9 protein-coding genes are annotated in these 12,557 nt (G+C 56.6%); 3 read left to right on the top strand and 6 right to left on the bottom strand.

Features of this window, described 5'->3' with window-relative positions:
- Positions 1–58 precede the first annotated feature (58 nt).
- Positions 59–841: a histidine phosphatase family protein gene (locus CWM52_RS14670; RefSeq protein WP_100684773.1), complete on the bottom strand. Its 783-nt coding sequence runs from the start codon at positions 839–841 to the stop codon at positions 59–61.
- Positions 842–1,383: 542 nt separating this feature from the next.
- Here CWM52_RS14670 and surE point away from each other — a divergent pair.
- A complete protein-coding gene (gene surE, locus CWM52_RS14665) occupies positions 1,384–2,259 on the top strand; it encodes a 5'/3'-nucleotidase SurE (RefSeq protein ID WP_100684772.1) in 876 nt (291 codons plus the stop codon).
- Between the two features lie 50 nt (positions 2,260–2,309).
- On the opposite strand, the gene CWM52_RS14660 is transcribed toward surE, so the two are convergent.
- From CWM52_RS14660 to CWM52_RS14645, 4 genes are read right to left on the bottom strand one after another with little or no spacing between them, the layout of a single operon-like run.
- A complete protein-coding gene (locus CWM52_RS14660; RefSeq protein ID WP_100684771.1) occupies positions 2,310–5,468 on the bottom strand; it encodes a CusA/CzcA family heavy metal efflux RND transporter in 3,159 nt (1,052 codons plus the stop codon).
- 11 nt (positions 5,469–5,479) lie between these two features.
- Positions 5,480–6,739 carry an efflux RND transporter periplasmic adaptor subunit gene (locus CWM52_RS14655; RefSeq protein ID WP_100684770.1) on the bottom strand — a complete coding sequence of 420 codons (1,260 nt, stop codon included), beginning with the start codon at positions 6,737–6,739 and terminating at the stop codon, positions 5,480–5,482.
- 45 nt (positions 6,740–6,784) lie between these two features.
- A complete protein-coding gene (gene cusF / locus CWM52_RS14650; protein ID WP_100684769.1) occupies positions 6,785–7,132 on the bottom strand; it encodes a cation efflux system protein CusF in 348 nt (115 codons plus the stop codon).
- A gap of 29 nt (positions 7,133–7,161) precedes the next feature.
- The gene (locus tag CWM52_RS14645) at positions 7,162–8,547 is read right to left on the bottom strand and encodes an efflux transporter outer membrane subunit (RefSeq protein ID WP_100684768.1); all 1,386 of its coding nucleotides are present in this window, start codon (positions 8,545–8,547) and stop codon (positions 7,162–7,164) included.
- A gap of 173 nt (positions 8,548–8,720) precedes the next feature.
- On the opposite strand from CWM52_RS14645, the gene cusR reads away from it, so the two are divergent.
- Entirely contained in the window at positions 8,721–9,404 is a 684-nt protein-coding gene (gene cusR, locus CWM52_RS14640; RefSeq protein WP_100684767.1) for a copper response regulator transcription factor CusR, read from the top strand.
- Positions 9,394–10,845, top strand: a complete 1,452-nt coding sequence (locus CWM52_RS14635) for a Cu(+)/Ag(+) sensor histidine kinase (RefSeq protein ID WP_100684766.1) — start codon at positions 9,394–9,396, stop codon at positions 10,843–10,845. The genes cusR and CWM52_RS14635 overlap by 11 nt, the downstream gene beginning before the upstream one ends.
- A 56-nt stretch (positions 10,846–10,901) precedes the next feature.
- On the opposite strand, the gene CWM52_RS14630 is transcribed toward CWM52_RS14635, so the two are convergent.
- Positions 10,902–12,023, bottom strand: a complete 1,122-nt coding sequence (locus tag CWM52_RS14630; RefSeq protein WP_100684765.1) for a cupin domain-containing protein — start codon at positions 12,021–12,023, stop codon at positions 10,902–10,904.
- Positions 12,024–12,557 lie beyond the last annotated feature (534 nt).

Raw genomic sequence — 12,557 nt, 5'->3', positions numbered from 1 at the left:
CACCGCGAGCCAACTGGGGCTGGCGGCAACAGTTAGCTGTAATAATATAATTAAGCGATCAGTTATTTTTATTGAGAGCCTGCTTTCCGGCTGCGATATATTTCATTGTGCCAATTTCTGCAACGGAATATGTACCATCTTTATAGACAATTTTTACCACCGCCGCGTTGGCCAGCGGTTTATTTTTTGCCGCATCGTCGGTCAGATCGGAAATCATAATTTGCATCGAGGTGCCGGACGAAATGGCGAGAATATTTTTGTCGCCATGGGTTATGGCATTTTCAACGATGGTATGTAGCGCCGCCTGAGTCCGACGTTTTACCTGCTGATAGTTTTCCGCCATGCCCTGCGGGTCGGCGGCGGCCAGTGCGTTCTGGCTTTCATCTACCGGCAGGGTGCCTGCTTTCATTTTGCTGAACAGGGCGGCGCTGTCTTTTAAGCCCAGCTGTTGTGCGCCGGCCGCTGCCATATCCTTGTTGAAGCCGCCTTCAAAGCTGCCAAAGAAGGCTTCGCGCAGGCCTGGCAACTCGATCAGGCGATAATCGTTGATCCCGGCCTGTTTCAGAATCACCGCCATAGTTTCTCGCTGTCGTCCGGCATCGCTGGAATAAAAACGGTCGAACTTCACCTCTTTTAAACCTTCGCCGAGATAACGGGCGACGCGGATACCGTCTTCCGTCAGCGGAGAATCGGCCCATCCCTGCACGCGGTCGAAGGTATTTAATAGTGTTTTCCCGTGTCGGGCAAAATAGATATTAACGCTGCCATCGTCTTTCATTTCCGCGGCTGAACAGGTTGCTGCGCTGGCGAACATGATGACTGCGGTTAGCCATTTTTTCATATTGTTCTCCTGTTTATTATGTTAAAGCCAAAAAAAACCTACGTCAGCGACTCGGGATGGGCATAGTGTATGATGCCGCCGGAGTCTCTGACGTAGGTTTTGCCTGTATTGAAAACAGTAACAATCCACTACCACCGACCTTATCATGTCAGGGATGGAAAAACAGGTGGAATTTGTTTTGATATTAATAAATGTGATCGTTCGCATGCCCTGTGATTTGTTACCAATAACATTTTAACTCTCCGGGTATTGTCAGGAAATAACAGGGAAGATTCTTAATAATTAGATGTCGGGATTCGGGGGGAATATCATTTGATCCCCTTTGCTTTTGGTAGAATAGTTTTTTGTTATTGATCGTAGTCACATAATAAACCTGTTGCTTGTGGATTATTCTGTCGATACGGGGTATTTTCCCCTTGTCCTGGGATTGTAACGGAATAACGGCAAAACCTAAGAGACCTGGCGCAAGTCAATTTGCGTGCAGGTTTCTTAGGTTTTTTTTTGCGCCAGACAAATATCTTGATACTGACTAAGGAGTCATCGTGAAAATCAACATTCTCGCCGCTGCGCTGCTCACCGTACTGACCGCCTCGACCCAGGCGGCGGAAAAACCGCTCAGAATCCTGCTGGTTAACGACGATGGCTGCCAGTCGGTTGGCACTACGTCGTTGCAGGAAAAGCTGGCCGCCAAAGGGTATGACGTGTGGATGGTGGCGCCCGACACCAACCAGAGCGGCATCGGCTCAGCGATAACCTTCAAACCGGGTAAAACGTTCGACGTTAAGAAAGTCGCCGACAAACGCTACTGCTTCCCGGGCACGCCGGCGGATGCCGTGGATTTTGGCCTGTGGGGCCTGATGCAGGGCGCCGCGCCGGACCTGGTCATTTCTGGGGTGAATGACGGGCCGAATACCGGCATGGCGCAGGTAAACTCCGGCACCGTCAGCGCGGCGGCCCGCGCGCTGCGTTACGGTTTCCCGGCTATCGCCGCCAGCATTGGCTATCGCTTCACGCAAGAGGAGATGAAAAACAAATGGCCGAGCACGCATAAATACTGGCCAGACTCCGTGGATTACGTGGTGACGGTGGTGGATAAACTGAACGCTACGCGCCAGCCCGGCGTGGCGCTGCTGCCGAAAGGCTCCGGGCTGAGTATCAACTATCCGCCGCTGCCGACCGCTGAAATTAAAGGTGTCCACTATATCGACAATCAGCAGTTTCCAACGCCGCAGATCGGTTATGAACTGCAGGCGGACGGTACGGCGAAGCAGACGATGAACCCGGCATCGCTGGAACCCACGACAGCAGATAACGACAGCGGCTGGTTGAACAAGGGCTATATCACTTACACCTTGTTCGATGGTTCGTGGAATGCGCCGCAGTTCCAGGCGCAGTATGAGAAATTACTGGGCCGTTAATCCGGCGCTGAAATCGTAAAAGCGGGTGCCGTTCTGGCCCCCGCCTGATATCAGGCCGCCATCGATTTCCGCCTTTGCCGATGGCGGTACAACCACATCAGCTTATATGCCGCCGGAATAATAAACAGCGACAGCAGCGGGGCGGTGATCATCCCGCCAATCATCGGGGCGGCGATGCGGCTCATCACCTCCGAGCCCGCGCCAGTCCCCCATAAAATCGGCAGCAGACCGGCGATAATCACCGCCACGGTCATCGCCTTTGGCCGCACGCGCAGCACCGCCCCCTGATACAGCGCCTCGTCGAGTTTTTCGACGCTGAAGGTGTGCGGGTTTTCCAGCGACGGGTCAGCCTCGATGGCGTGGCGCAGATACATCAGCATCACCACGCCAAACTCCGCCGCTACCCCGGCCAGCGCAATAAACCCGGTGCCGGTGGCCACCGACAGATGGAACCCCATCCCATACAGGAACCAGATACCGCCAACGAGGGCGAACGGTACGCTGGTAATGATCAGCAGTGCCTCGCCAAAACGGCGGAACGCCAGGTAGAGCAGGATGAAGATGATCATCAGCGTCATCGGCACCATCAGCTTCAGCTTCTGATTGGCGCGTTCGAACAGCTCAAACTGCCCGGAGTACGACACGCTGATCCCCGGTTTCAGCTGTACCTGTTCAGCGATGGTTTTTTGCAGATCGTGCACCACGGAAACCATGTCGCGATCGCGGGCGTCGATGTAGATCCAACTGGCCGGGCGGGCGTTCTCGGTTTTCAGCATCGAAGGACCGGTCACCACCTTCACCTCGGCGACGTCGCCGAGGGTGATTTGCTGCTTCATCGGGGTCAGAACTGGCAGCTGGCGCAGGGCTTCCGGGCTATCGCGATAGCTTTGCGGGTAGCGGATGTTGATCGGATAGCGCTCGACGCCTTCTACCGTTTCACCCACCATGGCACCGCCGATGGCCGACGACACAAACAGCTGAACGTCGCCCACGGTCATGCCATAGCGGGCCGCTTTTTCGCGGTTGATATCGATATTAAGGTAGCGCCCACCCACCAGACGTTCTGCCAGCGCTGAGGTGACGCCCGGTACGGTTCGGGCGACCACTTCGATCCGTTCGGCAACCTCGTCGATATCGGAGAGGACCGTGCCGGAAACCTTAATGCCGATCGGGCTTTTGATCCCGGTAGAGAGCATATCGATGCGGTTACGAATCGGCGGTACCCACAGGTTGGCCAGTCCCGGCAGACGCACGGTTTTATCCAGCTCGGCGATAATCTTCTCCATGGTCATCCCCGGTCGCCACTGCTCCTGGGGCTTGAGCTGAATGGTGGTTTCGACCATTTCCAGCGGCGCGGAGTCGGTGGCGGTCTCCGCCTTACCGGTCTTGCCAAACACGCGGGCCACTTCCGGCACGGTCATGATCAGTTTATCGGTTTTTTGCAGCATATCCGCCGCCTGCGCGGCTGAGATCCCCGGCAGCGTCGAGGGCATATACAGCAGATCGCCTTCGTTGATCTGCGGTAAGAACTCGCCGCCTGTTCGGTTCAGCGGCCAGATAATGGTCAGGATCGACAGCAGCGCAACCAGCAGCGTGGTTTTCGGCCAGTGCAGAACTTTCAGCAACAGCGGATGATAAATGCGGATCAGAAAACGGTTGAGCGGGTTGCTGGCTTCCGCCGGGATCTTGCCGCGGATCCAGAAGCCCATCAGGATCGGGATCACCACGATCGCCAGCAGCGCCGCACCCGCCATCGACCAGGTTTTGGTAAAGGCGAGGGGGCCAAACAGCTTCCCTTCCTGACCTTCGAGGGTAAAAATCGGGATAAACGACAGGGTGATAATCAGCAGGCTGATAAACAGCGCCGGACCGACCTCCACCGAGGCATCGGTGATAATTTTCCAGCGCATGTCGTTGGCCAGTTTCTGCCCCGGGTTATGGTGCTCCCACTCTTCCAGCCGCTTATGGGCGTTTTCGATCATCACGATGGCGGCGTCAACCATCGCCCCCACGGCGATGGCGATACCGCCCAGCGACATGATGTTGGCGTTAAGTCCCTGAAAATGCATGATAATAAAGGCGATACACAGACCAAGCGGCAGGGAGATAATCGCCACCAGGGCGGAGCGGATGTGCCACAGGAACAGCGCGCAGACCAGCGCCACGACGATGAACTCCTCCAGCAGTTTGTGGCTGAGATTGTCGATCGCCCGGTCGATCAGCTGGCTGCGATCGTAGGTGGTGACGATTTCCACCCCTTCCGGCAGGCTGCTTTTCAGGGTCTCAAGCTTGTCTTTAACGGCGGAAATCACGTCGCGGGCGTTTTTGCCGGAGCGTAGGATCACCACGCCGCCGGCCACTTCGCCTTCGCCGTTGAGTTCGGCGATGCCGCGGCGCATTTCCGGGCCGATTTGCACCCGCGCCACATCGCGTAAAAAGACCGGCACGCCGTTCTCGCCGGTTTTCAGTACGATATTATTGAAGTCATCCAGCGTCTGCAGGTAGCCGCTGGCGCGCACCATATATTCGGCTTCCGCCAGCTCGACGGACGAACCGCCCGCCTCCTGGTTGGAGACATCCAGCGCGGATTTTACCGCTGACAGGCTGATGCCATACTGGGTCAGTTTCTGCGGGTCGACGACAATCTGATACTCTTTGACCACGCCGCCGACCGACGCCACTTCCGAGACATTGGGGATGGTTTTCAGCTCGTATTTTAAAAACCAGTCCTGCAGTGAGCGCAGTTCGGCGAGGTCGTGTTTACCGCTGCGATCGACCAGCGCATATTCGAAGACCCAGCCCACGCCGGTCGCATCCGGTCCCATTTCGGCGCTGACGCCCGCCGGCAGTTTGCCCTGCACCTGGTTGAGATATTCCAGGACCCGGGAGCGCGCCCAGTAGGGGTCGGTGCCATCCTCAAAAATGACGTAGACATAGGAGTCGCCAAACTGCGAGAAGCCGCGTACCGTTTTGGCTCCCGGCACCGACAGCATGGTGGTGGTCAACGGCCAGGTGACCTGATTTTCGACGATTTGCGGCGCCTGCCCCGGATAGCTGGTTTTCACGATAACCTGCACATCCGAGAGATCCGGCAGCGCATCGACCGGCGTATGGACTATCGTCCACGCCCCCCAGAGGCTGAGAAACAGTGCGCCCATCATCACCAGAAAGCGGTTAGCCACCGAGCGACGGATTATCCATTCAATCATGTGTCATCTCCTCAGTGGGCGTGCGCGGCAGGCGTCTGCGCGCGCATCCTGTCGAGAGCGCCGGAAATATTGGCTTCCGAATCAATCAGGAACAGGCCGCTGGAGACCACCTTCTCGCCTTCGCTGAGACCGGCGCTGACCGCCGTGACGCCGCCGGATTGCTGGAACACGTCGATACGTTTCGGGACAAAGCGCCCGTCGTTATCCACCGTAATCACCCGCTGCTCCGTGCCGGTATCGATCAGCGCTTTTGATGGAATCAAGAGCATCGGCTGGCTTTGAGTGTTCAGCCGGAGCCAGGCGTTCATCCCCGGTTTGAGCATCTCATCGGCGTTATCTACCTGCAGGCGTAGCTGTAGCGTGCGGGTCGTGGCATCTGCGCTGGGCAAAATCGTCCATTTGCGGATGGTGAAGGTTTTCCCCGGCCAGGCCGGTACGGAAATCGTAAACTGCGCGCTGTCTTTAAGCAGCCAGGCAACCGATTCTGGCACCGCGGCGCTGATCCACACCGGATCCATGCCCTGAATTTTCGCCACCACGTTATCTTTGGTGATGTTCATCCCGCTGCGTAAATCAAAGGCGGTGATAACGCCGTCGATCGGCGCTTTGAGGGTGAAACGGGTCTGAATTTTGCGCGTCGCTGTTAAGCGGCGAATATCCTCTTCCGGCATGCCGGCGAGGCGCAGACGCTCCAGAATCCCCTCCACCTGGGTAGCGGTGCCGCCGGTATCCCGCAGCAGCAGATATTCGCTCTGGGCTTCGACCCAGTCAGGAATGGTCAGATCGACCAGCGGCGTGCCCTGGCGAATTTTATCGCCAACGGTGAGGGGATAGACCTTTTCGATAAACCCCGCCGAGCGCGCCTGCACAATCACAAACTGATATTCGTTAAAGCTGACGCTCGCCGGGAGCAACTGCTCGAAATGCAGCGGGCCACGGCGAACGGGTTCAGTTTTTAGCCCCAGGTTTTGGGTCTGGGTGGGATCGATACGCACGCCGGGCGTGGAAGCGGGGGCTCCCTCTTCGTCGGCATACTTCGCCACCAGGTCCATATCCATAAACGGTGATTTCCCCGGTTTATCAAAGCGCGTATTGGGGTACATCGGGTCATACCAGAACAGCACTTTACGGGCCTCTGTTGTACCGGTTGGCGCCGCGCTGTCCGCGGCGGTGGGCGGCGAGAACCAGGCGTACAGGCTTGCGGAGATCATGCCGCCAATAAGCATACTGCCGATAATCAGCGCGCTGTTTTTGAGGGTAAACGAGGCCATATCTGTGTCCATTCCGGTGTGATTGGGAAGCTATCTCCGCGGGCGTTACTGTGCGAGATGGATATCCTGTAATAAGGAGAGATTGCCCTGCTGAATAAAGGTAAAGGCGACTTTGCTGCCGGCTTTAATGTTGTTGAGCGGCGTTTGCGGGGTAAAGGTGAAACGCATGGTCATCGGCGGCCAGTTCACCGCCGGAATCGCATCATGGGCGATGGTGACCTTTTTGCTCTCCGTATCAATGGATTTAACCTCGCCGGTGGCGCTGATGGCCTGTGTCTGCTGCGCGGCTGGCTGGGCATTCATCATGTCGCCATGCTGGTGTTCGTTGGCCTGCGCGCTGAACATGAGCGCAGAAAGAAGGCTGAAAATGAAGGTTTTAGTAAGGTGATTCATGCTGCATACTCCTGAAAGTAAATGATGATTTATTCCACCCAGCCGCCACCCAGGGCGGTGAATAGCTTGATTTCGTTGACCTGACGGGCGTAGTTGAGGTCCAGCAGGGTTTGTCGCGTGGTGAACAGCGAACGCTCGGCATCGAGCACTTCGATATAGCTCACCGCGCCATGCTGATAGAGCGCCCTGGCGCGTTGCCGCGTCGTTTGCAGTGAGGCGAGGTAGCGTTGCTGAGCGCTGATCTGGTCAGCCAGGCTCTGGCGCAGGGCCAGCGCGTCGGCGACCTCTTTGAAGGCGGCCTGGATTTTTTGCTCGTAGTTCACCACCGCCTGCTGCTGGCGGATTTTCGCTAAATCGAGGTTGGCCTGATTGCGCCCGGCATTAAAAATCGGCAGTTCGATTTTGGGGACGAAATTCCACATTCCGCTGGCGGGGTTAAACAAGCGGGACAAATCCGCGCTGCTGCCGGAGAGCGAACTGGTTAAGGTTATCGACGGGAAAAAGGCCGCGCGGGCGGCGCCGATATTGGCGTTCGCGGCGCGTAAACCGTGCTCGGCTTGTAAAATATCCGGCCGCTGTAGCAGGATCTGCGAGGACAGCGTTGGCGGCAAGGCGACGCCGTTGATATCAAGGAGGCTGCTGGCCGCGTCATCAGGCAGATGCTGATAGCTGCCCAGTAGCAGCTGCAGGGCGTTGTTGGCCTGCGCCAGTTCGCCTTCACGTCTGGCGATATCGGCACGGGTACTTTCGATGACCCCGCGTGCCTGCTCCAGCGCCAGGACCGTGGTGCTGCCGGTCAGCAGCTGTTTCTCGACAAAGGCGTAGGAACGCTGGTAGTTCTGCAACGTCTCCTTCGCCACCTGCAGCTGAGCCCAGGCCAGGCGCTGGTTGAAATAGCTCTGCGAGACATTCGAGACTAATAGAATATGAACCGCCCGGCGGGCTTCCTCGCTGGCGAAATAGTTTTGCCTGTCCGCCTCGCTTAAGTTTTTCAGACGGCCGAAGAAATCGAGGTCAAAGCTGAGGTTAAGCCCGGCCTGATAGTCGCTGGCGGTGGTGGTGTCACCTTTGAGCTTGCCGCTCCAGGTGGTGCTGGCGGCGCTATTCAGCTGCGGGTAGCGATCGGCGTCGGTGACGCCATATTGCGCTCTTGCCTCCTGGACTTTGAGCGTCGCCATGCGCAAATCCCGGTTGTTCAGCAGCGCTTCGCCAATCAGCGACTTCACCTGCGGGTCGACGAAAAATGTCCGCCAGCCGCTATCCTGATAATTTACCGGCATCGTGACCAGTTTGTTCTGGCTGCGCGAGAACTGCTGCGGCACCGGCGAGGCTGGCTGCTGGTACTCCGGAGCGAAAGAGAGGCAGCCGGTCAGAACAAAAGTCACGCTGAGCGTGATGAGCTTTAATTTGCGCATAGGGCAGGACGTTTTTCGGCGGCGAATGAATGACGGCTACTCTACAAAACGGCCGCTGTTCGATGCGTGACAGGAAAATGACAAAGCTGTCATTTTCCTGAGAATTCATTGCTATCCGGTTTGGCTCCTCTAAAATTGGAAACCCGCACTCAAAGCGCGTGAAGGAGCATGTCATGAAGATTTTGATCGTCGAAGATGAGAAGAAAACCGGGGAGTACCTGACCAAAGGGCTGACGGAATCCGGTTTTGTCGTTGATCTCGCCGATAACGGTCTGAATGGCTATCACCTGGCGATGACCGGCGATTATGACCTGCTGATTCTCGATATTATGCTGCCTGACGTGAACGGCTGGGATATTGTCAGAATGCTGCGCGCCGCCAGTAAAGGCATGCCCATCCTGCTGCTGACGGCCCTCGGCACCGTTGAGCATCGGGTGAAGGGGCTGGAGCTGGGCGCGGACGACTATCTGGTGAAGCCCTTTGCCTTTGCCGAGCTGTTGGCGCGGGTCAGAACCTTGCTGCGCCGCGGCGCATCGACAATAGCGGAAAGCCAGTTTCAGGCGGCGGATCTGTTCGTCGATCTGGTGAGTCGTAAAGTGACTCGCGGCGGAACGCGTATCACCCTGACCAGCAAAGAGTTCACGCTGCTGGAGTTCTTTCTGCGTCACCAGGGGGAAGTGCTGCCCCGGTCGCTGATTGCCTCCCAGGTCTGGGATATGAACTTTGACAGCGATACCAATGCCATCGACGTGGCGGTCAAGCGGCTGCGGGCCAAAATCGATAATGACTTTGAACCGAAGCTTATCCAGACCGTGCGCGGCGTGGGCTATATGCTTGAGGTTCCGGATGTTGAGTAAGTGGTTCCCGCGGCCTTTTTCGCTGGCTTCGCGACTGACTTTTTTTATCAGCCTGGCCACGATCGTGGCGTTCTTTGCCTTCACCTGGATAATGATCCATTCGGTCAAAGCGCACTTTGAGGAGCGTGACGTTCACGACTTAAAGCAGCTCGCGACAACGCTTGAAACGGTACTTAATCATGACGACTATCCGCAGGCGCAGCGGCTGGATATCTTAAAAAACGTGATTGCGGGTTACGCCAATGTCTTTATCTGCCTCGATGATGCCAACGGGAATATTCTGTTCCAGTCGCCGAATGGCCCGGATCTGAGCCATATCATGAGCACCCCCGGGCTGGCGGCCCGCCTGCAGGGCGGGCGTGTTACCTCGTGGAGCGATCCGTATCCGCAGGCGGCGACGCATAATAACCACCCGATGCAAAGCCGCGCCTGGCGGTTGATTATGCTGCCGCTCGGCAACACGGCGGAGGGCAAACCGGCTTATCATCTGCTGATGGCGTTATCGATCGATTTCCACCTGCACTATATTAATGAGCTGAAGGCGAAGCTGATTTCAGCCGCCTCGGTGATCAGCATTCTTATCATCTTGATTGTGCTGCTCGTGGTCTATCAGGGGCACAAACCGATCCGCCAGGTCAGCCGGCAGATTCAAAACATCACGTCCAGAGATCTCGACGTCCGCTTAAATCCCGGGAGTGTGCCGGTGGAGCTGGAACGGCTGGTGATTTCGTTTAACCATATGCTGGAACGTATTGAAGATGTTTTTACCCGCCAGTCCAACTTTTCTGCCGATATCGCCCATGAGATCCGTACGCCGATTACCAACCTGGTGACGCAAACGGAAATCGCCCTCAGTCAGACCCGCAGCCAGAAAGAGCTGGAGGATGTGCTGTACTCCAGCCTGGAAGAGTTTTCGCGGATGTCGCGGATGGTGAGCGACATGCTGTTTCTGGCGCAGGCGGACAACAATCAGCTGATCCCCGAGCAGAAAACCCTGAACCTGGCCGATGAGGTCAACAAAGTGTTCGACTTCTTTGAAGCCTGGGCAGAAGAGAAAGAGGTGACGCTGCGTTTTACCGGCAATGCATGCTGGGTCACCGGCGACCCGCTGATGCTGCGGCGGGCCATCAGCAACCTGTTGTCGAACGCGATTCGCTATACGCCGGGTCAGCAGGCGGTGACGATTCAGGTCAGTGAAATCGCCGGGCAGGCGAAGCTGGTGGTAGAAAATCCGGGGACACCGATTGCGGTTGAGCACTTACCGCGGCTATTCGACCGTTTTTATCGCGTCGATCCTTCCCGGCAGCGCAAAGGGGAGGGGAGCGGTATCGGCCTCGCGATCGTGAAGTCTATTGTCACCGCGCATCACGGCAGCGTGGTGGTGGAGTCCGATAGTCGCTCAACGCGCTTTATTCTGATCTTGCCCAAACAGATGCCGTAAATGCCGAAAGCCGGATAGAACCAGGCTTTCGGGGGACCTCCGTGCGGGGCGGTGGATTACTCTTCGAAGTACCAGTAGCCCTGATTGATCAGACGCGTCAGTTCACTCACGAACGCCGGATTCTGTAGACCGCTGCCGAGCTCTTCTTTACCGAGTGAGGTATAGCGGCACAGGGCATCCAGCGCTTCAGCATCGGTGGTGTCCAGCTGTTCGCTATGCGCGAAGAAGCTGTCGCCGATATGCAGAACGCGCAGGCCGCTGAGGCGAGAAAGTTTTTCGCCGCCCATTAGCGCATCGACCACTTCCTCTTCTGCATACGCCGGTTCCGCCGGAGCAATATCCAGCTCGTGGCGCGGGGTGGTTACGAAGCTGCCGAACCACTGTTTAAAATCTTCCGGCTGGCGAATCATATCGATCATCATCGACCGCAAGCGCTCGAGCTCATACTCTTCAACCCGACCAGGATGCTCACGACAGGTGAGGTACGGATCGCTGTAGTGCTCGCCGCCAAGATCGTTTTCCAGCACATAGTCGGCAAAGCTGCTGATCAGATCGCGACCGTTCGGGCCACGGAAGCCGACGGAGTAGTTCAGCGCGGTTTCGTGGGTAATGCCATCGTGCGGGAATCCTGGCGGGATATAGAGGATATCGCCCGGCTCGAGGTCTTCATCAATAATCGGCGGGAATGGGTCGACATGCAGCAGCGCCGGGTGCGGACAGAACTGGCGCATCGGCAGTTTGTCACCCACGCGCCAGCGACGGCTGCCCATGCCCTGAATAATAAAGACGTCGTACTGGTCGATATGCGGGCCCACGCCGCCGCCGGGGACGGAGAAGGAGATCATCAGATCGTCAAGGCGCCAGTCCGGCAGAACGCGGAAGGGGCGTACCAACTCGGCAGCCGGCATATGCCAGTGGTTCACCGCCTGCGCCAGCAGAGACCAGCCGGTCTCGCCCAGACCGTCAAAATGTTCAAACGGCCCGTTGCTGGCCTGCCAACGATCGTTAACCAGGCTCACCAGGCGACTGTCGACTTCGGGTTCCATGGCCAGACCGGCCAGCTCATCCGGCGTAATCGGATCGACGAAGTCCGGGAAAGCATTCTTTAATACCACCGGCTGCTTTTGCCAGTACTTCTCTAAAAACTCGGGCCAGTTGATGTTCAGTTGATAAGCCATAGGTTCACACCAGTAATGTAGAAACGGGCCTGATTATAGAAAGGAGTCGACCAGCGGCGCTTTGTCATGAGTCAAGACAGCCGCTTAATTCGCCATCCGCGATGGTGCGCCGTAAGGGGATTAAAGAAAGAAAGGGGGAAAAATGCCGATAGTGAATACCGCGCGCGCTTTTTTACTCCTTGCAGGATTTGGCCTCGTTGCCGCTGTAAGCCGCGTGGATACTGAGTTTCTTCGCTTTATGGCTACGGGGTGAAATACGGGAAAGTTCAAATAATGAGCGTTTGATAAGTTTTTTGTATTTTAAGGCTTGCCATGGAAACAAAACTCCCTATAATGCGCTCCCACTGACACGGCGAATGTGAACGAGTTCACAGATTAAGCCGGGTCGGCAGAGAAAAAATTCTGAAATTCAGGGTTGACTCTGAAAGAGGAAAGCGTAATATACGCCACCTCGCGACAGAGCGCTAAAGCGCGTCGCAACTGCTCTTTAACAATTTATCAGACAATCTGTGTGGGCACTCAAAGTGACATGGA

This window comes from Raoultella sp. T31 (assembly GCF_002806725.1).
Classification (GTDB): domain Bacteria; phylum Pseudomonadota; class Gammaproteobacteria; order Enterobacterales; family Enterobacteriaceae; genus Klebsiella; species Klebsiella electrica.
Note: the sequence above shows the minus strand (reverse complement) of the source record. Positions and strands in the feature narration are given on the sequence as shown.